This window comes from Bradyrhizobium yuanmingense (assembly GCF_029167105.1).
Lineage (GTDB): Bacteria > Pseudomonadota > Alphaproteobacteria > Rhizobiales > Xanthobacteraceae > Bradyrhizobium > Bradyrhizobium yuanmingense_A.
Genome location: NZ_JARFML010000051.1, coordinates 13,486 through 38,993, shown reverse-complemented (window position 1 = coordinate 38,993; position 25,508 = coordinate 13,486). Strand labels below are relative to the sequence as shown.

The following is a 25,508-nucleotide window of genomic DNA, read 5'->3' as shown; positions in this document are numbered from 1 at the left end:
CATGCCCGCCGTACGTCACGCCATCGTCGATCTCATCCTTCGGCCGCCGCCTCAACGGTGTCCCTACTGCCGAAAACAAATCCTTGAAAAACACGGGCGCAAATAGAATCTGCCAAAGTAGTGCTAGTCGCATCGCGCTTTAGACATGCTGTGCCGATGCGGCGGCTGATGCCGCGTCTGCCTCCGCGGCAGCGCCACCGCTCAATCCGTTGAAGAAGGCATTGAGCAGCACCGACACGACCGCGCACAGCAGAATGCCGGACTCCAGCAGCGGGTGCAGATCGTGCGGCAGATTGCGGAAAAAACCGGGAGCAACGAGCGGTATCAGCCCAAAGCCGATCGAGATCGCGACAATGAAGAGATTGTAGCGGTTGTTGCGGAAATCGACCGCGGCCAGGATGCGTGCGCCGGTGGCCGCCACCATGCCGAACATCACGAGGCCGGCGCCGCCGAGCACGACCAGCGGCACCGCCTCCACCAGCGCAGCGAGCTTCGGCAAGAGCCCGAGCACGAGCAGGATGCAGCCGCCCGTCACCGTCACCCAGCGCGAGCGCACGGCCGTGACCGAGACGAGGCCGACGTTCTGCGAAAACGAGGTATAGGGAAACGTGTTGAAGATGCCGCCGAGCAGCGTGCCGAGCCCGTCGGCGCGCAGGCCCCGGCTCAGGGCTTCGCGGTCGACGGCCTTGCCGGTGATCTCGCCGAGCGCCAGGAACATACCGAGCGATTCGATCATCACCACGATCATGACGATGCACATGGTGATGACCGGCACCAGGTGGAATTGCGGCATGCCGAAGCGGAAGGGAATCACGAGTGCGCCCCAGGAGGCGGCGGCGACCTTGTCGAAATGCATCACGCCCAGAATGCTCGCGAGCACCGCGCCGGCGATGATGCCGAGCAGCACGGCGACGTTGGCGAGAAACCCGCTGCCCCATTTGATCAGGCCGAGGATGAAGAGCAGCACGAACAGCGAGATGCCGAGCCCCTGCAATTGCCCATAGGCCGGATTGGGAAAGCTGCCGGGAACGCCGTCGACCACCTTCGTCAACGTCGGCAGGCCGCCGCCGGCCCAGTTGATGCCGACGCGCATCAGGGAGATGCCGATGATGAGAATGATGGTGCCGGTGACGACGGGAGGAAACAGCGGCAGCAGCCGGCTGACGAACGGTGCAACGACGATGCCGAACAGACCGGCGGCGATCACGGAGCCGTAGATGCCGAGCAGGCCGATTTCCGGTGAAGCCGCCATCGACAGCATCGGGCCGACCGAAGCAAAGGTCACGCCCATCATCACGGGCAGGCGGATGCCGACGCCGGGGAAGCCGAGGCACTGGACCAGCGTCACAAGTCCGCAGGCGAACAGGTCGGCGCTGATCAAGAAGGCGACGTCCTCCGGCGGCAGCTTCAGCGCGCGGCCGATGATGAGGGGGACCGCGACCGCGCCGGCATACATCACCAGCACGTGCTGGAGCCCGAGCGCGAGCAGGCGCGGGACCGGCAGGACCTCGTCGACGGGATGGACGTCGTTGCTCATGGATGTATCCCCCGAAACATGCATCTAGCCAAATTTGTCATGGAGCGCCGGAAACAGCCGGTCCGGCTTGAAGGGCGGCGCGGTGAAGCGAATGCCGGTGGCATCCGCGATCGCGTTGCCGAGCGCGGCGGCGACCGGATTGTACGGGCTCTCGCTCATCGACTTCGCGCCAAGCGGGCCGATCGTGTCGGACGTCTCGGCGAAGAAGACCTCCGTGCGCGGCACGTCGGCGAAAGAGGGCAAATGATAGTCGCGGAATTTCGGATTGGTGACGCGCCCGCTCGCGTCGATCACCATCTCCTCGTAGAGCGCAGCGCCGAGCGCCTGCGCCACGCCGCCTTCGACCTGACCGCGGCACTGCATGGGATTGGCGACGACGCCGGCGTCCGCGGCGTGCACGCTCCTGAGAATCCGGAGCTCGCCGGTCGCCTTGTTCACCGCGACGCGAAAGCCGTGTACGTTGAACCCGACCGATCGCGGCGTGCCGCCGGACGTGCCGCTGCCGGCGAACGGCCGGCCGCGCTCGCGGGCGAGCTTCGCCAGCTCCGTGAAAGGCATGCGGCGGACGCCGCTGACGACGGAGTCCGCATCGAGCGCGCAAGTGTCCACATCGCACAGCCAGGCCCCGGCGGCTGCCGCCTTCAGCTCGCTCGCAAGCTGCACGGCTGCCGCATGCGTCGCCTTGCCCGCAACGAAGGTGCCGGCGCTGCCATACGCGCCGGTGTCGTGGCCGCCATGGGCGGTGTCGGACTGGCGCAGACGAATCTTGTCGACGGTGGTCGCCAGCGTGGTCGCCGCGATCTGGCGATGCACGGTGCTGGTGCCGTTGCCGAACTCGGCCGTGCCGACGGTGAGGTCGAAGCCGCCGTGGTCGTTGAGCGCAATCGTCGCATCCGCGAAGTGGCCGGCCGGTGGCACGGTGTCGATCATGGTCAGCGCGATGCCGTCGCCGATCAGCCAATCCGGCGACAGCTCCGGCTGCGGGCTATCGGCCTGCATGGCGCGCTCGACGAGATCGAGACACTGGTCGAGCCCGTAGGAGCCGTAGAGCACGTCGTGATATTCGGACGGCGGCGGCGACAGCATGGGATCGCCGGGCCTCACGATATTGCGCCGGCGCATCTCGTAGGGGCTGATGCCGAGCTGCCCCGCCAGTTCGTCGATCGCAGCTTCCACCGCGATCAGCGCCTGCGGCAGGCCATAGCCGCGAAACGCGCCCGCCGGCACGGTGTTGGTGTAGACGGCGACGCCGTCGACCCGCTTGTTCGGGCAATTGTAGACGGCGATGGACTCCGCCAGCGCGTGGAACATCACGGGGCCGGCGTGATTGCCGTAGGCGCCGGTGTTGGAGAGCACGTCGAGCTGGAGCGCGGTGAGCTTGCCGTTGCTGTCCGCGCCAGCCTTGACGTGGATCCGCATCGGATGCCGCGTCGAGCTCGCGATGAACTGCTCCTCGCGTGTCAGCTCCAGCTTGACCGGCCGCCCGGTCTTCAGCGCGGCAAGCGCCAGGATGTCCTCGACGAACATCTCCTGCTTGCCGCCGAACCCGCCGCCGACGCGTTCGCAGAACACGCGGACCTTGCCCATGGGGAGCTGGAAGATGTCCGACAGCGCACGCCGGGTCAGGAACGGCACTTGCGTCGAGGTGCGGACGTTGAGCACGCCGGAATCATCGAGCCAGGCAAGGCCACCATGGGTCTCGAGCGCAGCGTGCTGCACACGGTGACTGTGGAAGATGGCCTCATAGGTGGCGGCAGATGTGGCGAGGGCCGATGCGACATCGCCGAACTCGCCATGCGTCTCCGCGACCAGGTTGCGCTGGGCGTCGGCAACGCGGTTCGCAGTGGTGCGGTCGGGATGGATGACCGGCGCACCCGGGGCCATCGCCAGCTCTGGATCGATCAGCGCCGGCAGGACCTCGTAACTGACTTTCAGCTTGCGGCACGCCGCCTCGGCGGCGGCTTCAGTCTCGGCGACGACGGCGGCAACCTTCTGGCCGATGAAACGGACGACGTCATCCAGGACGCGGGTATCCTCCGGGTCCATCCAGTCTTTCTCATGCCGCGCCGTCGAGATCAGGACGGACGGCGCATCCTCGTGCGTCAGCACGGCGTGCACTCCGGGGATGCTCAGCGCGTCCGACTTGTCGATCGCGACGATCCTGGCGTGCGCATGCGGCGAGCGCAGCAGCTTGATGTGCAGCAGACCATCGATTGCGGTGTCGAAGGTGTAGCGTGCCGTGCCGCGGACCACGTCGGGGCCTGCGGGGGCGGGCAGGCTGCGGCCGAAGGCGGCGCCGGCCTCGACGCTCGCCTCGACATTGGCATTGCCGAGGATCGCGTCCTCGATCGACCGATAGCCGGTGCAGCGGCAGATATTGCCTTTCAGCGCCGTGCCGAGATCGGTGCGCTGCGCCTGGTTCAGCGAGGCGCAGGTCAGGATCATGCCGGCGGTGCAGAATCCGCATTGAAAGCCCTGCGCATCGAGGAAGGCCTGCTGCATCGGATGCGTGCCGTGATCGCCGCCAAGGCCTTCGATCGTCGTCACGCTGCGGCCCTCGGCCCGGAACGCCGGGATCAGGCAGCTGTGCACCGGCTCGCCGTCCAGCAGCACGGTGCAGGCGCCGCAGTCGCCGGCATCGCAGCCCTTCTTAACGCCGAAATGGCCGAGCTCGCGCAGGAACGTGCGCAGGCACTGGCCGGCGCGCGGCTCCTGGGAAAATGCCTCGCCATTGACCTCCAGGCTCATGCGGTTATCGCTCCCAGCAGCTCGCCGCGAATGTCCTCGGCCAGGCGCAGCGTCATGTGCTTGCGCCAGAGTGGCGCGCCATGGATGTCCGTGTGGTACAGATCATCGGTAATCTCCTGCATGAGCGCGGCGCGCAACGCGCTTGCGTCCGGGGCTTTGGGGAAGCGCAGCTGGATTGGCCGCACCGTCGACGCGGTGACCGTGAGTGTCAGCGTATCGTCGGCTTCGAGACTGCCGATCAGCAGCGCCGCCGAGCGGCCGACCGGCGCCAGCGAGATCTGGCGGAAGGCCGTACGGCGCTTCAGCGCGGGAAGCGGGATGTCGATCTGCCGGAGCAGGTCGCCTGGCGTCAGGCGATTGCGCTGGTTGCCGGTGACGAATTCGGTGACCGGAAGCCTCTGTTCACCGCCGCCGGCCTTCCAGATGGTGCAGACGCCGTCGAGTGCCGACGTCAGCGAGATCATCGGTCCCGCCGGCAACGACATGCAGAGATTGCCGCCGACGGTCGCGGTCTTCCAGATCTTGAACGAGGCAAGGAAGGCCCGGCAACACTGGTTGATCAGCGGCGCTGCGAGCCAATCGGAGGGGCAGGCGAGTCCATCGAGCTCTGCGATGGTGCAGGTGGCGGCGATCGAGAGGTGGCTCTCTGTGATCGCAAGTGCCGGCCATTTCAGATCGGTGAGATCGATCAGTCGCGTCAGATGCGCTTGCGGCTCCGAGAACAGCCAGGTGCCGCCCGCGAGCCAAGCATCACCTGCCGTCCAAACGGGCAGCTGCGCGCGCGTTTGCGGATGGGCGACGGCTGTGATGGTATTCAAGTCCATGGCTGCGCCAACGGCTTCCGACGGTTGAATGGTCCGAGCGAAGTGTTGCAAGACGAGAGCCAAGTGGCAACAACAAGTCGAAGCAAGGACGCAATCGTCCTCGGCCTTGCAGGTCCGCCGTCAGCGTGGGTGAGGAGAAGCAGGATCATGACTGAGGCAAGTTCGACCTGGATCAGGGATCCCCTGGCCATCCTCGCCGACGGGGCCGAGCGCGGCATTGTCGTGAAGGGCGGCCGAATCGTCGAGCTCGTGCCGGCTGGCGGTGTGCCCGCAACCGCCGATGTCGCAGTGTTCGATGCGGGCGAACACGTCGTGCTGCCGGGCCTGATCAATACCCATCATCACTTCTACCAGACGCTGTCGCGGGCGCTGCCGGCCGCGATGGACCGCGAGCTGTTCCCCTGGCTCCAGGCGCTCTATCCGGTGTGGGCGAGGCTGACGCCGGAAGCGCTCGAGCTCGGCGTCACCGTGGCGATGTCCGAGCTGTTGCTCTCCGGCTGCACCACCACGACGGATCACCACTACGTCTTCCCGCCCGGACTCGAAGACGCCGTCGATATCGAGGTGGCGGTGGCGAAGCGCCTCGGCATGCGCGTGCTGCTCACGCGCGGCTCGATGAACCTGTCGCAGCGCGACGGCGGCCTGCCGCCAGACAGCGTCGTGCAGGACGAGGACACCATTCTCGCCGACAGCGCCCGCGTGGTCGCCAGGCATCATCAGCGCGGCGCGGATGCGATGGTGCAGATCGCGCTGGCGCCATGCTCGCCGTTCTCGGTGACGACGTCGCTGATGCGCGCCACGGCCGATCTCGCCGACAAGCTCGATTTGCGCCTGCACACCCATCTCGCTGAGACCGAGGACGAGAACAGCTTCTGCCAGCAGATGTATGGCTGCCGTCCGCTCGACTATCTCGACCAATGCGGCTGGCTCGGTGCGCGGACCTGGCTCGCCCATGGAATCTTCTTCAATCCGGACGAGATGAGGCGGCTCGGCAAGGCCGGCACGACCATCAGCCATTGTGCGTGCAGCAACCAGCTGCTCGCGTCGGGCTGTTGCCCGGTGTGCGACATGGAAGAGGCCGGCGTCGGGATCGGCATTGGTGTCGACGGCTCGGCCTCCAACGACGGATCCAACCTGATGCAGGAGGTGCGGGCCGCGTTCCTGCTGCAACGCGCGCGTTATGGCGTCACGAAGGTCAGCCACAAGGATGCGCTGCGCTGGGCCACCAAGGGCTCGGCGGCGTGTGTCGGCCGGCCGGAACTCGGCGACATCGCCGTCGGCAAGGCCGCCGATCTTGCGCTGTTCCGGCTCGACGAGCTGCGCTTCTCCGGCCACGGCGATCCGCTGGCTGCGCTCGTGCTGTGCGGGGCGCATCGCGCCGACCGGGTGATGGTGGCTGGAAAATGGGCGGTGATCGACGGTGCGATCCCGGGTCTCGATGTGGCAGACCTCATCCGCCGCCACAGTTCCGCGGCGCGGGCCATGCAGGCTGGATAGCCGGGCGAAACAGAGAAAGAGGGGGCAGCCACAAGTGCCGGGTGCTTCTGGCCACCCCCTCCGAACCTCCTCCGGGAGGAGCAGGTGATTTAGTCAATGCAAGAAGCGTGCTACTTGCCCGGCAGCTTGTCGTCGATGCCTTTCACGTAGAAATTCATACTGAGGATCTGGCCGTCATCCAGGTGACCGCCGCCCTTGCATTCGACCGGCTTGCCGTCCTGCCCAACGATCGGGCATTTGAACGGATGCAGCTTGCCCGCGGTGATCGCGGCCTGGGCATCCTCAGCCATTTTTTTCACATCGTCAGGCATGTTGGTGTAGGGCGCCATCGCGAACATGCGGCTGTCGAGGCCACCCCAGGTGTCCTCGGACTTCCAGGTGCCGGCGAGCTCGGCCTTGACGCGCTCGATATAATAGGGCCCCCAGCTGTTGATGATCGAGGTCAGCTGGGCCTTTGGCCCGAACTGGATCATTTCGGAATCCTGGCCGAAGGCCAGCTTGCCGCGTTCGCTGGCGATCTGCATGGCCGCGGGCGAATCCGTGTGCTGCATGATGACGTCGGCACCCTGGTCGATCAGCGCCTTGGCGGCGTCGGCCTCCTTGCCTGGGTCGAACCAGGTGTTGGCCCAGATGATCTTGACCTTGATGTTCGGATTGATGGTCTGCGCCGCCAGTATCGTCGCGTTGATGCCGGAGACGACCTCCGGAATCGGGAACGAGCCGATATAGCCGAGCACGCCCGACTTCGACATCTTCGCCGCAATCAGGCCTTGAATGTAGCGGCCCTGATACCATTTCGCCGAATAGGTCGACATGTTCGGGTTGCGCTTGTAGCCGGTGGCGTGCTCGAAATGCACGTTCGGATATTTCTTGGCGACCTTCAGCGTCGGATCCATGTAGCCGAACGATGTGGTGAAGATCAGTTTGTTGCCGGCGCGGACGAGCTGCTCGATCGCTCGCTCGGAGTCCGGGCCTTCGGGCACGTTCTCGAGATAAGTGGTCTCGATCTTGTCGCCCAATTCTTTCACCAGCGCCTGGCGACCGAGGTCGTGCTGATAGGTCCAGCCGAGGTCTCCGATCGGACCGAGATAAACGAAGCCGACTTTCAGCTTGTCGGCGGCGGAGGCCGCACTGACGCTCCCGGCGAGCAAGAGCCCGGCAGCCAGTGCAAGAAGTGATTTCCTCATCATCGATCTCCAAACTTCGGGGGAAGGCACGATCCGCAGCATGCGCGCCCCATCGTGCACACTGCGGAAACGAAATCTAGCGGTCGGGCACGAACACCGTGCCGAGCGCGGCGGGTGCGGTCGAGCCGCCGGTGCGCGCGCGGGAGAGCAGGACCAGCACGATGACCGTCGCGAGATAAGGCAGCGCCGACATGAATTGCGAGGGAATGCCGACGCCCCATCCTTGCGCATGCAGTTGCAGGATCGTCACCGCGCCGAACAGATAGGCGCCGATGACGAGCCGGGCCGGCCGCCAGGACGAGAACACCACCAGTGCCAGTGCGATCCAACCGCGGCCTGCGGTCATGCCCGGAATGAAGAACGGCGTATAGGCGAGCGGCAGATAGGCGCCCGCAAGACCAGCGCAGGCGCCGCCGAACATCACGGCGAGGGTGCGGATGCGCAGGACGGGATAGCCGAGCGCATGCGCGGAAACGTGATTGTCGCCGCAGGCGCGGAGGATCAAGCCTGCCCGGGTGCGGTACAGGAACCACCACACCGCGACGATCAGTGCGATCGAGAAATAGACGAAACCATTCTCGCCGAACAGCACGCGGCCGATCAGGGGGACATTAGTGAGACCTGGAATGGCGAGGGGCACGGCCGGCGTGATGCGCTCGCCGACGAAGCCGGCGCCGATCAGGCCGGAGAGCCCAACGCCGAGGATGGTCAGCGCGAGGCCGGTTGCGACCTGGTTGACGGCGAGCCCGAGCGCCATCAGCGCGAACACGAGCGACATCAGCGTGCCTGCAACGATGCCGAACAGCGCGCCGATCAAGATCGATCCGGTCAGCCACGCGCCGGCAAAGCCACAGGCCGCGCCGACGATCATCATGCCCTCGACGCCGAGATTGAGCACGCCGGAACGCTCGGCCACGAGCTCGCCGGTCGCCGCAATCAACAGCGGCGTCGATGCGGCAAGCACCGCCAGGATGATGGCCTCAACCAGCTCCACGGGCCACCACCTTTCGGTTCGGGAACACCAGCTTGAAGCGGTAGAGAATGAGGGAGTCGCAGGCGAGCACGTAAAACAGCAGAATGCCCTGAAAGACCTTGGTGACGTCCAGCGGAATCTTCATCGCGATCTGCGCCTGCTCGCCGCCGATAAAGGTCAACGCCAGGAAGAGGCCTGCAATTAATATTCCAAGCGGGTTCAGCCGGCCGAGGAAAGCGACGATGATCGCGGTAAAGCCGTAGCCTGGCGAGATGCCGGGCTGGAGATGCCCGACTGGACCCGCCACCTCGATGATGCCAGCAAGCCCGGCCAGCGCGCCGGAGACGGCGAAGGTCAGGATGATGAGCTGGTTGGCGTTGAAGCCGCCGAACCGCGCGGCGCGCGGCGCAGCGCCGACCACGCGGATCTCGAAACCCTTGATGGTGCGCCCGAGCAGGATCGCGGCTGCTGCGACGACGAGCAGGGCGATGATCGAGCCGAGATGCAGCCGGCCGCCTTCGATCAGCAACGGCACGGTCGCGACCGGATCGAACTCGGCCGTGATCGGGAAATTGAAGCCGTGCGGATCGCGCCAGGGGCCGCGCACGAGATAGTCGAGGAAGAGGTCGGCGACATAGACCAGCATCAGGCTGGTCAGGATCTCGCTGGCGCCGAATTTCACCTTGCAGATCGCCGGGATCAGCGCATAGAGCGCGCCCGCAGCGGCGGCGAGGACGAGCATAGCCGGCAGCACCCAGGCGCCGGCATCAGTACCTTGCGTCTTCACCGCGATCCAGCTTCCCGCGACTGCGCCGATCAGGAATTGCCCTTCGGCGCCGATGTTCCAGGCGTTGGCGAGATAGCACAGCGACAGGCCGATCGCGATCATCACCAGCGGCGTCGCCTTCACCGCGATCTCCTGGAGCGAATAGCCGTCGGTGAGGGGCGCAATGAAATAGGCGTGCAGGGCAAGCAGTGGATTCTTGCCGAGGATCGCGAACAGAATGACCATGGTCACGATCGTGAGGCCAATCGCGATCAGGGGGGACACCAGCGCGATCGTGCCGGAGCGCTCGGAACGCTTCTCAAGCACCAGCTGCATGCGCGATCTCCTTTGGCTGCAGGCTGCTGCCGCCCATCAGAAGGCCCAGCTTCTCGCGGCTTGCTTCGCGTGCCGAGAGCGGAGCCGACAGCTTGCCGTGGAACATCACGGCGATGCGGTCGGCAATCTCGGCGAGCTCGTCGAGATCCTGGCTGGTCACGAGTACCGCCGCGCCTGCGGTGGCGAGATCAAGCAGCGCCTGACGGATGACGGCGGCAGCGCCCGCGTCGACACCCCAGGTCGGCTGGCTAACCACCAGTACCGCGGGATTGCGCAGGATCTCGCGTCCCACGATGAACTTCTGCAGATTGCCGCCGGACAGGCTGGCGGCCTCGGGATCGCGCTTGGCCTTGCGGACGCCGAAGGTTTCGGTGGCGCGGTCGACCGTTCTCAGCGTGGCCGCCGTATCGATGAAGCCGCGATGGACCATGCCGCTGGCGGCATGGCCGGTGAGCAGCGCGTTCTCCGACAGTCTCATCCGCGGCGCGGTGCCGTGGCCGAGCCGCTCCTCGGGAACGAAGGCCGCCCCCAGCTTGCGCCGCTGGGTGATCGAAAGGTGACCGGCGGCGATGCCCTCGATCACCACCGTTCCGGGGTCCTTCGCGAGACGCTCGCCGGAGAGCGCTGCGAACAATTCGTCCTGGCCGTTACCGGCGACGCCGGCGATGCCGAGAATCTCGCCGCCCTTCAGCTCGAATGAGATGTGCTCGAGCCGCACGCCGTGCGCTTCGACGGGAGCCAGCGAGAGATCATTGACGACGAGCCGCGGCACGGTGGTCTTGCGGCCGGATGCGCCCTTCACCTCCTTGACCTCGCCGCCGACCATCATCCGCGCAAGCGAGGCGGCGGTTTCGAGCCGCGGGTTGCAGGTCTCGACCTTCCTGCCGCCACGCAGGATCGTCGCCGTGTCGCAGAGCCGCTTCACCTCCTCCAGCTTGTGGCTGATATAGAGGATGGCGCGGCCCTCGGCCTTGAGGCGATCCAGCACAATGAAGAGCTGGTCAGCCTCCTGCGGCGTCAGCACCGCGGTGGGCTCGTCCAGGATCAGGAACTTCGGATCCTGCATCAGGGCGCGGACGATCTCGATGCGCTGACGCTCGCCGACGGAGAGTTGCCACACCTCACGCCTGGGATCGAGCGGCAGACCGTAAGTCTTCGACACCTGTTCCAGCCGGGCCGACATGTCCTTGAAGGATTCCTTGCCGTCGAGGCCGAGCGCGACGTTCTCGGCAACCGTGAGATTGTCGAACAGCGAGAAGTGCTGGAACACCATGCCGATGCCGCGGCTGCGCGCTTCGGACGGACCGGACAGCACGATCCGCTCGCCCTGCCAGTGAATCTCGCCGGCGCTGGGCTGGATCAGTCCGTAGATCGCCCTGACCAGCGTCGACTTGCCGGCGCCGTTCTCGCCCAGCAGGGCGTGGATTTCCCTCGGCCGGATCTCGATATCGATGCAATCGTTGGCGAGGAAATCTCCATAACGTTTGGTGAGGCCGATGGTCCTCAGGAGCGGGGACTCGACGGAATGCTGGCCGTTGGGCGTCGGATCTAACATTCGCTGATGCGCTTGCATGGGTGAAGTGCCTCGATACTGGGCCAGTTTGAACCGCGGCGTAAGATGTGAAAAAGCATCATCCCTTGCTCAACGCGTCGGCAGGCACTCGGCCCAGCGCTCGTCGTCAATTTTCGAGCGATCAAACCCCGCAAACAGCACCTCGTGGGCGGGGCGATTGCGTCTGCCGGCCGAAGGCTGTTGCAAATTTGTGACGGTCCAAGGCAAATCGGAACCCGCTGTGCAAACCTGACGCCATGTTGAGCAATGGACGCGTCGGTCGTCCATCGCGCGGAGCGCAGCGGCCGCAATGGCTGCCTCAATGCGGCACTCCACGGTGTCGTCCCCTTTGGGATGTGCTGCTACTTCGTCCAAACGCCGACATGCAGCGCTTCGGCTTCGTCTTCGAGCAGCGGCCCGACGACCTCCGTCGGCCGCTGGCCGCTGGCAAAAACCTCGCGGCATGGCAGGTTGAGCGTCGGATTTTCCGGATGGTTGCCGGTGATGCCGCGCAGGCGGTGCTCGCTGAGGCCATAGACGACGCGGCCGATGCCGGCCCAGTAGATCGCGCCCGCACACATCGCGCAGGGTTCGGCTGAGGAATAGAGCGTGGCTTTCGCCAGCACATCGCGGTCGAGTGTACGGCTGGCCTGGGTGGCTGCGAGACGCTCGGCATGCGCGGTGCCGTCGTGATCCGGCATGTAGCCGTTCTCAGTCTCGATCAGCACCTTGCCGTTGGCATCGACGACGATGCAGCCGAAGGGGTGGTTGCCATGGGTGAGGGAACGGCGGGCAACCGCGAAGGACAGGCGCAGGAAGTGCTCGTCGCGCCCTGAGGCGTCGTCCATCGATCCTCCGTTCAGTGCCCTGCCATGTGGCGGCCGACCACCGTGAGATCGGCTTCGCTGGTCCGTGCTTCATACACGAATTCGCCGTGGAACATCACCACAAGCCTATCCGAAAGTTCGAGCAGCTCGTCGAGGTCCTCGCTGACGAGCAGGACGGCTGCGCCGCGGTTGCGCGCGGCCATGATCTCGGCATGGATCTGCGCCACCGCCGCGAAATCGAGGCCGAAGCAGGGATTGGCGGCGATCAGCACCTCGACGTCGCCGCCGAGCTCGCGGGCCAGCACAGCCCGCTGCACGTTGCCGCCCGACAGCGCCGAGATCGGCGTATCGGGGGTGCGGGTCTTGATCTTGTACTGGCCGATCTTCTTCCTGGCGTCACTCCGGATGGCACTACGATTGAGCCACCAGCCGCCACTTGCAAAGGGTGCGCGGTCGAATTCTCGAAAGGCGATGTTGTCGGCGACGCTCATGCCGCCGACGCAGGCGTTCTTCAGCGGCTCCTCGGGCAGCAGCGACATCCTGTGCCGCCGCATCTCCTCGCGGCTTGCGTGATAGGGATCGCCGGCGACGCGCACCTCCCCGCTCTCGGCCTCGCGCTGGCCGGCCAGCACCTCGACGAGCTGGCGCTGGCCATTCCCGGAAACGCCGGCGATGCCGACGATCTCGCCGGCGCGAACGGTGAGCGAGACATCGTGCACGGCAACGGCGCCCGCATCGTCCAGGGCGCGGAGCTTTTGCAGCTCCAGCCTGGCCTGACCGGCTTCGCCGGTGCGCGGCGGCTGCACCGTCAACTCCTCGGCACCGATCATGGTGCGGGCCATCGCGTCCGGCGTCAGCTCGGAAACCTTGCCGGCACCGGCGAGCTTGCCGCGGCGCAGGATGGTGACGTCATCGGCAAACGCCATGACCTCGCGGAACTTGTGCGTGATCATCAGGATGGTCAGCTCGCCCTTCACAACCATGTCGCGGAGCATGCCGAGCACCTCGTCGGCTTCCGCCGGGGTCAGCACCGAGGTCGGCTCGTCCAGGATCAGGAAGCGCCGCTTCAGATAGAGCTGCTTGAGGATCTCGCACTTCTGCCGTTCGCCGGCAGAGATGTCGGAGACCTTTGCGGAGAGCGGTACCTTGAAGGGCATGCTGCCCAAGAACGCCTCCAGCTCCTTCATCTCGTTCGGCCAGTTCACCACGGCCGGCACGTCATCGCGCGCCAGCACGAGGTTTTCGGCAACCGTCATCGCTGGCACCAGCGTAAAATGCTGGTAGACCATGCCGAGGCCGAGCGCGTGGGCATCCTTCGGGTTGGCGATCGCCTGCTCGCGGCCGCCGACGATGATGTCGCCTTCGGTCGCGTGGTAGTAGCCCATGATGCATTTGACGAGGGTGGATTTGCCGGCGCCATTCTCGCCGAGCAGGGCGTGGAACGAGCCCGGCCGCACCTTTAACTCGACATTGTCCAGCGCCAGGAAGTCTCCGAAGCGCATGGTCATGGCGACGGCGTCGACGCCGAAGGCGCCCGAGGGCGGTGGCGTTTCGCCGATGATCACGAAATCGCTCCGATGAAGGCATCCGAGGTCGAGACCGCGCCGAATACGCCGCCCTGCATCTTGATCATCTTCAGCGCATGGTCGTGGTTGCTCTTGTCGGTCGCGCCGCAGCAATCGTGCAGCAGGACGCATTCGAAGCCGCGGTCGTTGGCCTCGCGCATCGTGGTGTGGACGCAGACGTCGGTCGTGATCCCGGTCAGCACGATGTTCTCGATGCCGCGCACGCGCAGGATCAGCTCCAGATCGGTGGCGCAGAACGAGCCCTTGCCGGGCTTGTCGATGATCGGCTCGCCCGGCAGCGGCGCCAGCTCCTCGATGATGTCCCAGCCGGGCTCGCCGCGCACCAGGATGCGTCCGCACGGGCCGGGATCGCCGATGCCGGCGCCGATCTGGCGCGAGCGCCAGCGCTTGTTGGCGGGCAGGTCGGAGAGATCCGGGCGGTGGCCTTCGCGGGTATGGATGATATGGAAGCCTTGGCTTCGCATCGCTGCGAGCAGCCGCTTGATCGGCTCGATCGGTGCCCGTGTCAGCGAGAGGTCGTAGCCCATCTTGTCGACATAGCCGCCGACCCCGCAGAAATCGGTCTGCATGTCGATGATAATCAGCGCGGTGTTCTCGGGGCGGAGATCACCATTGTAGGGCCAGGCATAGGGCTCGGACTTGATGTAGCGCTCGGGCATGGACGACCTCGTGCGTGTTACCGTGTGATCGAGAGTTCGGCGGGCGCGCCGGTCAGCGTCCGCTTCGGCGAGCAGGTGATGATCATGATCGCCAGCGTCAGGATGTAGGGCGCGGCGTTGAAGAGGTGATAGCCGGAGGTGACGCCGACCGATTGCAGCGCCGGACCCAGCGCCGCTGCGCCGCCGAAGGCGAGCGAGGCCCACAGGCAGAGCAGGGGATCCCAGCGCGCGAAGATCACGAGCGCCACGGCGGTGATGCCCTGGCCCGAGGAAAGGCCCTCGTTCCAGCTTCCGGGGTAGAACAGGGACAGAAACGAGCCGCCGATGCCCGCGAGGAAACCACCGGCCATGGTGGCGCGCAGGCGGATCAGCAGCACGGAATGGCCCATCGCACGTGCGGCATCCGCGCTCTCGCCGGCGGTGCGGATGAGCAAGCCCCAGCGGGTGGTGCGGAAGGCCCAATAGAGGATTGGCGCCAGCGCCACGCCGATCAGGAACAGCACGTTGATGCGCAGCGCTGCCTGGACTTGCGGGATGTCGCTCCACCAGCCGAAGTCGATGGCGGGCAGCCGCGGCGCTGTCGGCTCGATCAGCGGCTTGCCGAGATAGAACGCAAGGCCAGTGCCGAACAGCATCAAGGCAATGCCGACGGCAACGTCATTGACGCGCGGCAGCGAGCAGATGCCGGCATGCAGCGCACCCAGCAGCGCGCCGGTGATGCCGGCGGCAAGCACGCCGAGCCACGGAGAGCCGGTGAGATAGGAGATGCCATAGGCGCTCATCGCGCCCATCACCAGCGTGCCTTCGAGGCCGAGATTGATGCGGCCCGCACGCTCCGTGATGCATTCGCCCAGGCTCACGAACAGGAATGGAGTGGAGACGCGAATCGCGCCGCCGAGGACGGCGAGCGGGACGGTCCAGAGGCCGATCGATCCGTCTGCCATCTCAGGATTTTCCCTTCAGGAATCCGATGCGGCCGTAGAGCGCATCGCTGGCGAGCACGAAGACGAAGATGATGCCCTGCAGCACCAGCACGGACGCATCGGGCAGCCCCAAGCGGCGTTGCAGCAGGCCGCCGCTGGCGCTGATGCCGCCGAGCAGGATGGCGACGGGGATGATGGCGAGCGGATTTTGCCGCGCCAGAAAGGCGACGAGAATGCCGGTGAAGCCGTAGCCGGCAGCGAGGTTGGCGTTGGTGCGTCCCTGCACGGCGGCGACCTCAACCATGCCGGCGAGGCCAGCCGCGCCGCCGGCAAGGAAGCAGACGGTCAGGATCAGCTTGTCGACGCCGAGACCGACGATCTTCGCAGCACGGATGTTGCCGCCCGCCACGCGCGCGGCGAAGCCGAACACAGTGTGATAGATCAGGATGTAGGAGGCGATCGCAGCGATCAGGCCGAACACGAGACCCCAATGCACGTCGGTGCCGGGAATGGAGCCGATCATGTTGGCGGCGCCGATCTCGCGGGTGGACGGCTTGTTGAGGCTGGCGGGATCGCGCATCAGCCCCTCGACGAGATGGTTGAGGATCGCGAGCGCGATGTAGACGAGCAGCAGGCTCGAGATGGTCTCGTTGACGCCGCGATATTGCCGCAAGCCGCCCGCGAGCATGATCCACAGCCCGCCGCCGATCACGCCGGCGCAGACCATGGCAACCTGGACGATGAGCGGCGGCATGCCCTGAAGCGCGAGTGCGGCGCTGGTTGCCGACAATGCGCCGATCAGCAGCGCGCCTTCGCCACCGATGATGACCATGCCGAGCTGCGCCGGCAGCGCAGTACAGAGTGCGGTGAGGATCAGGGGCGCTGCGCGCGTCAGCGTGTTCTGCCAGGAGAACCAGGTGCCGAACGCGCCGTAATACATGTAGAAATAGAGATCGAGCGGATTCTTGCCGAACATCGCGACGAAGATGCCGAACACCGCGAGCGCGCCGACCAGCGCCGCGCCCGGGATCAGGACATATTCGATCGTGCCGCCGTGACGCTGGAGGAAACCGGGATCGGCGGCCGGGGCGACTGTCCCGACCGCGTCTGTGGAATCCGCCGCTTCCGTCGTCACGAAGTGGCTCCGAGCACGCCCTCGACGAGGTAGTCCATTTTCTCCAGTTCAGGATCCTTCTGGCCGCGGTTGGTGCCGGCGGGGATCACGGTCTTGCCCTTGTTGTCGACCAGCCCACCCTTGAAGATGGCGTAGCCTTCTGCCGACAGGAATTTTGCCTTGGCCTCGTCGGCCGCTTTGCGGGCTTCCGCCGAGACCGCTTCGCCATAGGGCGAGGTCTTGACGATCTCTTCCTTCAGGCCGCCGCGGTAGAAATTCGGGATGCCTTCGCCGGAGGCGATCATCTTGACGAACTTCGGATAGAGCGCCTCCCAGTTCCACTCCGCGCCGGTGAGATAGGCCTTGGGTGCCAACGCCGACTGGTTGGTGTGATAGCCGCAGACGAAGGCGCCGCGCCGCGCCGCGTTCTCGACCATGGTCTTGGGCCCATCGACGTGGCAGGTGAGCACGTCCACGCCCTGATCGATCAGGCTGTTGGTGGCTTCGGCCTCCTTGACCGGCATCGACCAGTCGCCGGTGAAGATCACCTGCGTGGTGGCCTTTGGATTGACGGACTTGGCGCCAAGCGTGAAGGCGTTGATGTTGCGCAGCACTTGAGGGATCGGCTTGGCCGCGACAAAGCCGAGCTTGCTGCTCTTCGATGTCAGGCCGGCGACGATGCCGGAGATGTACTGAGCCTCGTCGATATAGCCGAAATAGCTGCCGGCGTTCTTGGGGTCCTTCTCGCTCCAGAGGCCGCCGCAATGCTCGAAGCGGAGCTTCGGGTACTTGTTGGCCATCTTGATCATGTGCGGATTGTAGTACCCGAACGAGGTCGGGAAGAGCAGGGTGGCGCCATCGAGATTGATCATGGACTCGATCGTCTTCTCGACCGCATCGGTCTCCGGCACCTTCTCCTCCTCGACCACCTTGAGGCCGGGAATCTTCTTCAGCGCCGCCGCGCCCTGCGCGTGCGCCTGGTTGTAGCCGTAGTCGTCGCGCGAGCCGACATAGATGAAGCCGATGGTGGTCTCGGCTGCGAAGGCCGGGCGGAGGCCCGCTGCCGCGCCGAGGGTGAGGGCCGCGCCGCCCTGCAACACATGACGTCGTGAAATCCTGCCAGAATCCATTGCTCGCTCCCCTTGGCGGATGCCCCGCCTTGATCTCACGGCTGCGCCGGCTTGGCGGAGCCGGGATCAGATGTCGCAAGCTTCGTGCCAGAGACTATGAAGCGTGCAATTCGTTATAAGTACTTGAAATAAGTATGGGATAATGTGTGCTCTGAACTTGGCGAGGAAAATGGCAGACTAATTTCTAGGCAATATCAAAGCATTGTATGCAGCGGAGTTGAGCAGCCAGAACCTGCTCGCGCATGTGCATGATCCGCGTCGGACGGTCGGCCGGCAAGGCGCATTCATGCTAACCACGCGCTGACTGGGACGGCGCCGGAGGATGTCCGCTGGCACCGAACCTGTATCGATTGTCGTCAGGACCGCCGTGTCCTCAGAAGATGGAAAGCTCGCCGAGATGGGCGCTGGTACCGTTCACGATGCATCGCTCGGCAATGAGATCGTTCGCCGGATCAACGAGCTCGGCGCGATCTCGGAAGACCCCGAGAAGCTCACCCGCATCTTCCTCAGCAAGGAGCTGCGCAAGGCCGCGGACCTCATCATGGGGTGGATGCGCGAGGCCGGCATGAGCGCCCATCTCGATGCCATTGGCAATGTCTGCGGACGGTACGAAGGCGACCGGCCGGGCATGCCCTGCCTGATGCTCGGCTCGCATTACGACACCGTGCGCGATGCCGGCAAATGGGATGGACCGCTGGGTGTGATCACGGCGATCTCTTGCGTCGCCGATCTCAACCGCCGCGGCAAGCGCCTGCCATTTGCGATCGAGGTGATCGGCTTTGCCGACGAGGAGGGGGTGCGGTTCGCTTCGACCTTGCTCGGCAGCCGTGCGGTGGCCGGCACCTTCGATGAGAGCGTGCTGAATACGCGCGACCGCGACGGCGTGTCGATGCGCGAGGCGCTCGTGCAGTTCGGCCTCGATCCCGACCATATCGGTGCGGCCGCCCGCGCGCGGCGCGAGCTGCTTGCTTATCTCGAATTGCACATCGAGCAGGGGCCGGTGCTGGAAGCGCAGAACCTGCCCGTGGGCGTCGTCACCGCCATTGCCGGGGCCACGCGCCTTGCAGCCCGGCTCTCGGGTATGGCCGGTCACGCCGGCACCGTGCCGATGGCGCTGCGCCGTGACGCGCTCGCCGGTGCGGCCGAATGCATCAATGTGATCGAGCAATTTTGCCGCACCGACGAGGGCGGCCTCGTCGGCACCGTCGGCTACATCCAGGCGAGGCCCGGCGCGACCAACGTCATTCCGGGTGAGGTATCCTTCACCATCGACATGCGCGCGCCGACCGACATGCATCGCAAACGCGCGGTGGCCGATGTCGTCCGCCAGATCGACGCGATCGCCAAGCGGCGACAGCTGGCGCTTCAGCTCGACGTTACCCACGAGAACCGCACCGCGCCCTGCGCGCCCTGGCTCAAGCAGCAGATCGCGCAGGCGATCGAAGCCGAAGGCTTCTCCGTGTTCGAGCTGCCGAGCGGGGCAGGGCACGACGGCATGGCGATGATCGACATTGCCGATGTCGGCATGATCTTCGTCCGCTGCCGCGGCGGCATCAGCCATCACCCGGACGAGCATGTCGCGCTCGCCGATGCCGATGCCGGCGCGCGTGTGCTGCTGCGGGTGATCGAGAATTTCGGGCCGCGTAAGGCCTAGGCGAGCGTCACGGACCCGCAAGTCACCGGGTAGAGATACGAATCAGTCATGTTTAAGATGGTGGCCATCATCACGAGGGTCACGAGACAATCAGCCGATTGACGGACATGAACAGCGACATCTCTTTTCCATCACATCGTGAAAACCGGTTCTATCAGGGGATGGCTGCGACCTTCGTCGCCAACGCCCTTCAGGCGGTCAATTTCCTCGGTGATCGATTCCTGAGACAATCGCATCATTCGTTGTCGGCGATCGAGGACCTCTATCGGCACTCGATGGACAGCGCCTTTTCGGTGACCGAGGCCTTCCTCGTCACCGGCGCACCGCACGCCTCCGCCTATTACCCCCGCGACTTCGCCTGGTTCTATCCCGACGTTCTCGATCCTGAAACCATCATGGATGCGCAGGACGCGGTGCGGCGGGTGCGCCTGCTCGAAAAGAGCGTGCGCCTGCTGCTGGAGGCCGTTCGCGCCGACGTGGTCACCACGACCATCGTACCGGCCGGGCGCGGCCGGTATCTCGGCGTGAACTATTTTTCGCGACCCTCGGATACGCTGCTCGGCATTCTCGCCGGTCTGCAGCAGATGATCTCTGCCGAGGAGAGGGCGTCGTCCTACCTTGCGATGTCGCAATGCGCGCACGCAGGCCGCTTGTTGCTGGCCGAATATGGCGGAGACCTGAAGCGCGCGATCCTGAAGCTTGCGAGCGAGCTGGAGTCCTTCGACGCTGACCGCACCAGATATTTGCTGTGCGACGCCAGCGGCCCGCGCTCCGCGGCGACGGATACCCGCGCCGAGCGCCGGCGTTTCGTCACCAATGCCTGCGTCTACACGACCTTCGTGTGGGGCGTGCAGCTCGGGATCGTCGGCGAGAACGAGCTGAAGCGGCTGCTCGGGCGCGACCTCGCGCAGTACAAGAGGGATCTGCTCCGCCTCTTCGGCAAGAACGGCTACATCAGGCATTCCCTGGACGGCCCGGCGAGCTCACCGGCATCGTCGGTCGCATTGGATTTCGTCAGCGTGCACCGCGGCTTCTGGGATATGCGCGAGGCGAGCGAGCGCGCGCTGTTCGCGGCCACGACGGATCTGATCATCGCCGAGCCACGGTTTCGCATTCCGAGCACGTTCCACTTCCTGGTCTCGGCGGACAACCCGCGGACCAAGATGATCCACAAGATTGCAGCTCCCGCCTATCAGGGGCGTTCCTCCTGGCCGACGTTCAACGTCGAATTTGCCGACCGCATGCTGGATTACGATGAGTTCTCGGGTGGCGATACCTATCGGGCCTGCGCGCAAGGAATCCTGAAGGACATTCGCGCCGCGACCGAACTCCACGGCGGCTATCAGGAGCTGATTTCGGAGCAGGGTCTGAAGTATCGCACCTGGGCCTATAAGGGTGCCGTGGCCCACTCGTGGTTTCCGCGCTTTCTGTCGGTCTGGAGGAGGGCCTACGGCACGCCACTCCTCCAGTGGAACGATTGATCCGCGACCGAGGTTGCCGAGCGCGCAGGCCACGGTGCCAGATTGTCGCGGTTTCACCCGAGAAACCCGGGTTATTCCGCCGCCTTCGCCGTCTTGCCGAACATCCGCGTCGGGGCCGGGAAGCCGCACGAGGTGCCGTCGGTGACCTTGACCTGATTTTCCCACGGCAGTCGGAAGGTGCCGGCGACCATGTCCTGCATGAAGGTGTAGGGGCAGTCCATCGCGCCGCCCTTCACCGCGACATAGCCGCGGTGCCAGAGCTGGTAGATGTTGTTTTCGACGCCCCAGTTGATGCGGGCTTCGCGCACGAGATCCGGCCGGACCTCTGCGGTGATGATCTCGTCGGCACGGCCGGTCGTACCATGTGCCAGGACGGTGCCGTCGAAATTGACGATCATGCCTTCGCCCATGGAATCGAACGAGCCGTCCGAGCCGCACATGCAGACATTTGCGGTGATCATCAGATTCTGAAACGAATTGGCCTGGTTGGTGAAGCGCCAGGCTTCGCGGATCGGCGCGGTGTAGCCGGCGGTGCGGATCATGATCTCCGCTCCTTTGTAGGCGCATTCCCGTGCCATCTCCGGGAACATGCCGTCATGGCAGATGATCAGCGCGATCTTCGCGCCCTTCGGTCCCTCGATCACGGGAATGCCGATGTCGCCGGGCTCCCACGGCTCGACCGGAATCCAGGGATGAAGTTTGCGATAGTAGAGCTTGATCTCGCCATGATCGTCGATGATCAGGCCCGAGTTGTAGGGATTGCCATGCGGGTTGAACTCCATGATGGAGAAGCAGCCCCAGATCTTGTTGTCGACACAGGCCTGCTTGAAGGCCGCAACCTCCGGTCCGTCCAGCCGACACATGATCTCCGGATTGGTGTCCATCGACAGGCCGTGCAGCGAGTATTCGGGGAAGACCACCAGATCCATAGTGGAGAGATTGCGGCGGGCCTTGCCGACCATCCAGACGATGCGCTCGGTCTGCCTGGCGAGATCGGCCGCGCTCACCACGTTAGGCAGCTGCAGCTGCACAAGTCCGATAACCACACCGTTGGGGGATTTGTTCAGCCCGCCAAGCCCGTTCATGATCAGCTCCCTTGCCTGTCTAGCGCAGCGTCGTTGCGCGCCGGATCTTTTGCCGCAAGAAGCAAATCCGATTTCGATGAAGAGCTAAAGGTTATTTTTCAGGCGATGGCGCAGTTACGCGGCAGCAGGCGATCTCGTCACGCCACGAGATCGAGCAGCCGGCATGAGCCGCGCACCAGCACCTTGCGTCCTGCGGATGTTATCGCAGGCACGCCGTCATTCATGACAACGAGGCCGAGCTTGGCGAGGCTTTCGACGAGATAGGCCTTCGCGAGGCGACCGTTCGACACGGGGTTGCGAAGCGCCTTTAGCGCTTCCCACTGGTCGGTCGATAGATCAAAGTCGAAATCGTTGCTCATGTTGCCTCAGCCGATCGTCCGGTTCGCGTGCCCCTGTTAGCGGCGCCGCATGAAGACCATGCGACGACAATGAGTCGGGAATTCGGTCAGCTGTTTAGAACATCTCTTCACAAATTGCGGCACTTCGTTGCGCCACAAGAGTTAACGTCGTTCGTGCAGAATACCGTCACGATCTCCGATCACTAATTGATGATCCGCAATTGATGTTGCGATGCGAGCTGCCGCAGTGCACGGCAAGCATCACTGTCCTATTTGGCGTCGCGATATGCACAGAAATGATGAGGCGGGAGGTTGAGGACTCTGTTACCCTGGCCCGCGGGGAATGGCTTCACACGGCAGGAGTGGAGTGCATGAACAGGCTGGTGGAAATTCGCAGTCAGGAATTCCTTTGCAGAGAGCGCGCGGCGCTCGATTCGAAGCGCCGGCCGTTCTGGTTGGCGCAGGCAGAAGAATGGGAGCAGCGCGCTCTCGACGAAATCGCGCGTCACTTTCGGGAGTGCAATCAGGCCGAGCTGAACGCCGCCTGACGGAGGTGGCTGTTATTGCTTATTGATAAGTCGCCACAATATCGGAAACAGCGCGTTCGAGCTGTTGCGCGGTGGCGCATTGGCGCACGACGCTGCAAAAAGTTGCGTAGCGCGGCATCTCGGAATCGCCAAAGCCCCAGGCGAGCCGCCCCTCGGGATTGAGCCAGACCAACCGCTTCGAACGCTCGGAGATCCGGCGCAAAATGTCGGCGCGTGGGTCGAGATTGTTGCTGCGGGCATCGCCGAGCACGATCACCGTGGTCTGCGGCGTCAGCGCGCTCATGAACTCCTTCTCGAAATCGACCAGCGAGGAGCCGTAATCCGACGAGCCGAAACCGACCTTGGACATGATCTCGGACATCGCCTCCTCCGGCGACTTCGTCTCCAGGATCTCGCTGACCTCGATCAGGTGCGAAGAGAAGGCGAAGGAGCGGACGTCGTCGACCACCTCGTGCAGCGAGTGGATCAGCAGCAGGAAGAAGTCCGAGACTTGCGCAACGGAGCCCGAGACGTCGCACAGCGCGACGATCTTCGGCCGGTCGCGATGCTTGCGCTTCCATGCCGTGAGGAAGGGCACGCCGCCCCAGGCCGCGTTGCGGCGGAGCGTTCGGCGAACGTCGAGATGGCCGCGGCGCTGGCGCTTGCGCGGCTTGGAATAGCGCTCGCGCAGCCGGCGTGCGATCTGGCGGATGAGGGCACGCATCTCGGCGACCTGGCGACGCTCGATGCGGGCAAGCGGCGCGTTGCGCAGGATCTCGTTGCGGAGGTTCTCGGCCTCCTCGCGGGCATAAAGTGCAAGCCCTTGCGAGACCGTGTCGCGCACGGCTTCGCGCAAGGCATCGAGCGCGGCGCGCAGGCGCTCGGCCAGCGACGGATTGGTCGCGGTCAGCTGGTCGAGATCGTCGCGCAAGCGCTGGAGGCCCATTGCGTCGAGGATGCGGCTGGAGAATATGCCGCGCTGGGTGGAGTAGCGGATGTCGGACAGGGAGGCCGCGCCGGAGGCACTGGCAATCGCGGCAGCAATCGCGTTGCGATCCTGCGACAATAGCATCTGCGCCAAGGGACCCAGGCCCTGGGAAGGCTGACCTTCGCCCGCCTCGCTCGCCGAGCCGGCGGAGGGCGGCTGATCCTCGCCTTGCGCAGCATGATCTTCGCCGGCAGCCTCAGGCTGATCCTGCCGCGGCTCCGGCTGGCTGAAGAACAGATCAAAGCAGTCGCCGAGCGCGAGCTTCTCGTCCTGCGACTTGGCGAGCGTCAGCAGCAGCGCATCGCGCAGCACGGCACGATCAGAGATGCCGACCTGCGCGACGGCGCGCATCGCATCGATGCTTTCGGCCGGCGAGACGTGAACGCCAGCGCCGCGTGCCGCCCGAAAGAAGCGATGGAGATTTTCGCGCATCGGCGTCAACCGAAGACGTTGGACCGGGCCGCCTTGGCAATGAAGGTCGTCACCTGCGGCGTCGCGGCCTCGATGTCGGCTTCGTATTTCAGGAGCACGTTGAGCGTGTCCTTGACGATCTCAGTATCGAGTTCGGAAGCCTGGAGCAGCACCAGCACACGCGCCCAGTCGATGGTCTCGCTGACCGAGGGCAGCTTCTTCAGATCCAGCGAGCGGATCTCGTGGATGAAGCCGACCATCTGCCGGCGCAGCGTCTGCGAGATGCCGGGCACGCGGCTTTCGACGATGCGCTCCTCGAGCCGCTGCTCGGGAAAGCCGATATGCAGATGCAGGCAGCGTCGCTTCAGGGCATCGCCGAGGTCGCGCTCGCTGTTGGAGGTGAGGATCACCGTCGGCGGCGTGATCGCCGAGACGGTTCCGAGCTCGGGGATGGTGACCTGGAAGTCGGACAGGATTTCCAGCAGCAGCGATTCGAATTCGGCGTCCGACTTGTCGATCTCGTCGATCAGGAGCACGCAGCCGCCCGGCTGCTCAAGCGCCTGGAGCAGCGGCCGCGGCTCGACGAATTCCTTGGAGAAGAACACGTCGCCGAAATCGTGGAGCTGGTCGAGCGCGGCATGCAGCGTCTGCGCGCCGCCGAGAACCTCGCCGAGCTTGTCCTTGAGGATCTGCGTGTAGAGAAGCTGCTTGGCGTATTTCCACTCGTAGAGCGCCTTGGCCTCGTCGAGGCCCTCATAGCATTGCAGGCGGATCATCTTCATGCCGCGCCAAGCCGCAATCGCCTTGGCGAGCTCCGTCTTGCCGACGCCCGCGGGGCCCTCGACCAGGATCGGCTTCTCGATCTGCTGCGACAAATAGACGGCAGTCGCGATCTGCCGGCTCGCGATGTAGCCCTGCGCGGCGAGGCCGCTCTCCACTGCCTCGATCGAGGTCGAGGCCTTCTGATCAGCCACGAAAGGGCGCTCCCAAAGGTCTTGCTTGAGGCTTGTTCTGCCTGCGTTCCAGGCAAAGAACAAGCCACGTTTGGGAGACATCTAACCCGCGTGAACGGCGTTTTTTCCGCTAAGCGCAAATAGTTGAGCGCTTCGCTGTTGGCGCGATCAGTGCCGCAGCAACTGCGGCTTGCGGATCGTTTGCCTCAGCTCGGCGCCGCAATCGGCGCATTCATAGACGAAGTCGATCTTGGCAAGGCTCCAATGCGGCTCGACCTCGCGCACATACATCGGCAGGAACCCCATACAGGTGGGGCAATTCACTGGCGCGATTTCGACGTCCTGATGATGCTGAACGTAAGCTGGCATCTCGGCTCTCCTTCGCAGGCGACCCATCAAACCCCGCGCAAAG

General features: G+C 64.9%; 22 protein-coding genes. 4 read left to right on the top strand and 18 right to left on the bottom strand.

The annotated features are described in order from the left end of the window. Positions 1-139 precede the first annotated feature (139 nt). Genes P0R31_RS37480 through P0R31_RS37470 form a run of 3 tightly spaced genes read right to left on the bottom strand, consistent with a single transcriptional unit; the run spans position 140 to position 5,109 of the window. On the bottom strand, positions 140-1,537 hold the full coding sequence (locus tag P0R31_RS37480; RefSeq protein WP_275520043.1) for a nucleobase:cation symporter-2 family protein: 1,398 nt from the start codon (positions 1,535-1,537) through the stop codon (positions 140-142). A 24-nt stretch (positions 1,538-1,561) separates the two neighbouring features. Continuing rightward, positions 1,562-4,285: a molybdopterin-dependent oxidoreductase gene (locus P0R31_RS37475; protein ID WP_275520041.1), complete on the bottom strand. Its 2,724-nt coding sequence runs from the start codon at positions 4,283-4,285 to the stop codon at positions 1,562-1,564. Next, the gene (locus P0R31_RS37470) at positions 4,282-5,109 is read right to left on the bottom strand and encodes an FAD binding domain-containing protein (RefSeq protein ID WP_275520039.1); all 828 of its coding nucleotides are present in this window, start codon (positions 5,107-5,109) and stop codon (positions 4,282-4,284) included. Before P0R31_RS37470 ends, P0R31_RS37475 begins: the two co-directional genes overlap by 4 nt. 147 nt (positions 5,110-5,256) lie before the next feature. On the opposite strand from P0R31_RS37470, the gene P0R31_RS37465 reads away from it, so the two are divergent. Further along, positions 5,257-6,606, top strand: coding sequence for an 8-oxoguanine deaminase (locus tag P0R31_RS37465; protein WP_275520037.1), 1,350 nt, complete (start codon positions 5,257-5,259; stop codon positions 6,604-6,606). A gap of 110 nt (positions 6,607-6,716) precedes the next feature. On the opposite strand, the gene P0R31_RS37460 is transcribed toward P0R31_RS37465, so the two are convergent. The 10 genes from P0R31_RS37460 to P0R31_RS37415 all read right to left on the bottom strand — a co-directional run bounded on the left by P0R31_RS37460 (position 6,717) and on the right by P0R31_RS37415 (position 17,659). Beyond that, entirely contained in the window at positions 6,717-7,793 is a 1,077-nt protein-coding gene (locus P0R31_RS37460) for a BMP family ABC transporter substrate-binding protein (protein ID WP_275520035.1), read from the bottom strand. A gap of 76 nt (positions 7,794-7,869) precedes the next feature. Then, positions 7,870-8,787, bottom strand: coding sequence for an ABC transporter permease (locus tag P0R31_RS37455; RefSeq protein ID WP_275520033.1), 918 nt, complete (start codon positions 8,785-8,787; stop codon positions 7,870-7,872). Further along, positions 8,774-9,868, bottom strand: a complete 1,095-nt coding sequence (locus P0R31_RS37450) for an ABC transporter permease (RefSeq protein WP_275520031.1) — start codon at positions 9,866-9,868, stop codon at positions 8,774-8,776. The genes P0R31_RS37455 and P0R31_RS37450 overlap by 14 nt, the downstream gene beginning before the upstream one ends. After that, the gene (locus tag P0R31_RS37445; protein ID WP_275520029.1) at positions 9,852-11,423 is read right to left on the bottom strand and encodes an ABC transporter ATP-binding protein; all 1,572 of its coding nucleotides are present in this window, start codon (positions 11,421-11,423) and stop codon (positions 9,852-9,854) included. The genes P0R31_RS37450 and P0R31_RS37445 overlap by 17 nt, the downstream gene beginning before the upstream one ends. A 359-nt stretch (positions 11,424-11,782) precedes the next feature. Then, complete coding sequence (locus P0R31_RS37440) at positions 11,783-12,268, bottom strand: nucleoside deaminase (RefSeq protein WP_275520027.1); 486 nt, start codon at positions 12,266-12,268, stop codon at positions 11,783-11,785. A gap of 11 nt (positions 12,269-12,279) precedes the next feature. Continuing rightward, entirely contained in the window at positions 12,280-13,812 is a 1,533-nt protein-coding gene (locus P0R31_RS37435; RefSeq protein ID WP_275520025.1) for an ABC transporter ATP-binding protein, read from the bottom strand. Further along, positions 13,809-14,492: a biuret amidohydrolase gene (biuH, locus tag P0R31_RS37430; RefSeq protein ID WP_063688390.1), complete on the bottom strand. Its 684-nt coding sequence runs from the start codon at positions 14,490-14,492 to the stop codon at positions 13,809-13,811. The genes P0R31_RS37435 and biuH overlap by 4 nt, the downstream gene beginning before the upstream one ends. A gap of 17 nt (positions 14,493-14,509) precedes the next feature. After that, on the bottom strand, positions 14,510-15,436 hold the full coding sequence (locus tag P0R31_RS37425; RefSeq protein WP_036045297.1) for an ABC transporter permease: 927 nt from the start codon (positions 15,434-15,436) through the stop codon (positions 14,510-14,512). Position 15,437: 1 nt separating this feature from the next. Continuing rightward, the gene (locus P0R31_RS37420; protein WP_275500684.1) at positions 15,438-16,550 is read right to left on the bottom strand and encodes an ABC transporter permease; all 1,113 of its coding nucleotides are present in this window, start codon (positions 16,548-16,550) and stop codon (positions 15,438-15,440) included. Further along, entirely contained in the window at positions 16,547-17,659 is a 1,113-nt protein-coding gene (locus tag P0R31_RS37415) for a BMP family ABC transporter substrate-binding protein (RefSeq protein WP_036007715.1), read from the bottom strand. Before P0R31_RS37415 ends, P0R31_RS37420 begins: the two co-directional genes overlap by 4 nt. Before the next feature lie 397 nt (positions 17,660-18,056). Between P0R31_RS37415 and P0R31_RS37410 the strand changes: the two genes are divergently transcribed. Both P0R31_RS37410 and P0R31_RS37405 read left to right on the top strand, forming a co-directional pair. Beyond that, positions 18,057-19,313, top strand: a complete 1,257-nt coding sequence (locus P0R31_RS37410) for an allantoate amidohydrolase (RefSeq protein WP_275520045.1) — start codon at positions 18,057-18,059, stop codon at positions 19,311-19,313. Between the two features lie 107 nt (positions 19,314-19,420). Then, complete coding sequence (locus P0R31_RS37405; protein WP_275520023.1) at positions 19,421-20,794, top strand: hypothetical protein; 1,374 nt, start codon at positions 19,421-19,423, stop codon at positions 20,792-20,794. Between the two features lie 71 nt (positions 20,795-20,865). Here the strand turns inward: P0R31_RS37405 and P0R31_RS37400 are convergent, their stop codons facing one another. Beyond that, the gene (locus P0R31_RS37400; protein ID WP_275500681.1) at positions 20,866-21,879 is read right to left on the bottom strand and encodes a formamidase; all 1,014 of its coding nucleotides are present in this window, start codon (positions 21,877-21,879) and stop codon (positions 20,866-20,868) included. A gap of 137 nt (positions 21,880-22,016) precedes the next feature. Continuing rightward, a complete protein-coding gene (locus P0R31_RS37395; protein ID WP_271544208.1) occupies positions 22,017-22,238 on the bottom strand; it encodes a hypothetical protein in 222 nt (73 codons plus the stop codon). 350 nt (positions 22,239-22,588) lie between these two features. Between P0R31_RS37395 and P0R31_RS37390 the strand changes: the two genes are divergently transcribed. After that, entirely contained in the window at positions 22,589-22,765 is a 177-nt protein-coding gene (locus P0R31_RS37390; RefSeq protein ID WP_192893126.1) for a hypothetical protein, read from the top strand. Positions 22,766-22,784: 19 nt separating this feature from the next. Here P0R31_RS37390 and P0R31_RS37385 read toward each other — a convergent pair whose 3' ends face one another. The 3 genes from P0R31_RS37385 to P0R31_RS37375 form a co-directional block, all read right to left on the bottom strand. After that, positions 22,785-24,164, bottom strand: a complete 1,380-nt coding sequence (locus P0R31_RS37385) for a vWA domain-containing protein (protein ID WP_157283865.1) — start codon at positions 24,162-24,164, stop codon at positions 22,785-22,787. A gap of 5 nt (positions 24,165-24,169) precedes the next feature. Beyond that, the gene (locus P0R31_RS37380) at positions 24,170-25,117 is read right to left on the bottom strand and encodes an AAA family ATPase (protein ID WP_036007771.1); all 948 of its coding nucleotides are present in this window, start codon (positions 25,115-25,117) and stop codon (positions 24,170-24,172) included. 147 nt (positions 25,118-25,264) lie between these two features. Further along, positions 25,265-25,465 carry a hypothetical protein gene (locus P0R31_RS37375; RefSeq protein ID WP_275520020.1) on the bottom strand — a complete coding sequence of 67 codons (201 nt, stop codon included), beginning with the start codon at positions 25,463-25,465 and terminating at the stop codon, positions 25,265-25,267. Between the last annotated feature and the right edge of the window lie 43 nt (positions 25,466-25,508).

Coding starts and splice junctions, on each gene's coding strand:
- P0R31_RS37480 (WP_275520043.1), bottom strand. CDS start 1,537: ATGAGCAACGACGTCCATCCCGTCGACGAGGTCCTGCCGGTCCCGCGC.
- P0R31_RS37475 (WP_275520041.1), bottom strand. CDS start 4,285: ATGAGCCTGGAGGTCAATGGCGAGGCATTTTCCCAGGAGCCGCGCGCC.
- P0R31_RS37470 (WP_275520039.1), bottom strand. CDS start 5,109: ATGGACTTGAATACCATCACAGCCGTCGCCCATCCGCAAACGCGCGCG.
- P0R31_RS37465 (WP_275520037.1), top strand. CDS start 5,257: ATGACTGAGGCAAGTTCGACCTGGATCAGGGATCCCCTGGCCATCCTC.
- P0R31_RS37460 (WP_275520035.1), bottom strand. CDS start 7,793: ATGAGGAAATCACTTCTTGCACTGGCTGCCGGGCTCTTGCTCGCCGGG.
- P0R31_RS37450 (WP_275520031.1), bottom strand. CDS start 9,868: ATGCAGCTGGTGCTTGAGAAGCGTTCCGAGCGCTCCGGCACGATCGCG.
- P0R31_RS37445 (WP_275520029.1), bottom strand. CDS start 11,423: ATGTTAGATCCGACGCCCAACGGCCAGCATTCCGTCGAGTCCCCGCTC.
- P0R31_RS37440 (WP_275520027.1), bottom strand. CDS start 12,268: ATGGACGACGCCTCAGGGCGCGACGAGCACTTCCTGCGCCTGTCCTTC.
- biuH (WP_063688390.1), bottom strand. CDS start 14,492: ATGCCCGAGCGCTACATCAAGTCCGAGCCCTATGCCTGGCCCTACAAT.
- P0R31_RS37425 (WP_036045297.1), bottom strand. CDS start 15,436: ATGGCAGACGGATCGATCGGCCTCTGGACCGTCCCGCTCGCCGTCCTC.
- P0R31_RS37415 (WP_036007715.1), bottom strand. CDS start 17,659: ATGGATTCTGGCAGGATTTCACGACGTCATGTGTTGCAGGGCGGCGCG.
- P0R31_RS37410 (WP_275520045.1), top strand. CDS start 18,057: ATGGGCGCTGGTACCGTTCACGATGCATCGCTCGGCAATGAGATCGTT.
- P0R31_RS37405 (WP_275520023.1), top strand. CDS start 19,421: ATGAACAGCGACATCTCTTTTCCATCACATCGTGAAAACCGGTTCTAT.
- P0R31_RS37400 (WP_275500681.1), bottom strand. CDS start 21,879: ATGAACGGGCTTGGCGGGCTGAACAAATCCCCCAACGGTGTGGTTATC.
- P0R31_RS37395 (WP_271544208.1), bottom strand. CDS start 22,238: ATGAGCAACGATTTCGACTTTGATCTATCGACCGACCAGTGGGAAGCG.
- P0R31_RS37390 (WP_192893126.1), top strand. CDS start 22,589: ATGAACAGGCTGGTGGAAATTCGCAGTCAGGAATTCCTTTGCAGAGAG.
- P0R31_RS37385 (WP_157283865.1), bottom strand. CDS start 24,164: ATGCGCGAAAATCTCCATCGCTTCTTTCGGGCGGCACGCGGCGCTGGC.
- P0R31_RS37375 (WP_275520020.1), bottom strand. CDS start 25,465: ATGCCAGCTTACGTTCAGCATCATCAGGACGTCGAAATCGCGCCAGTG.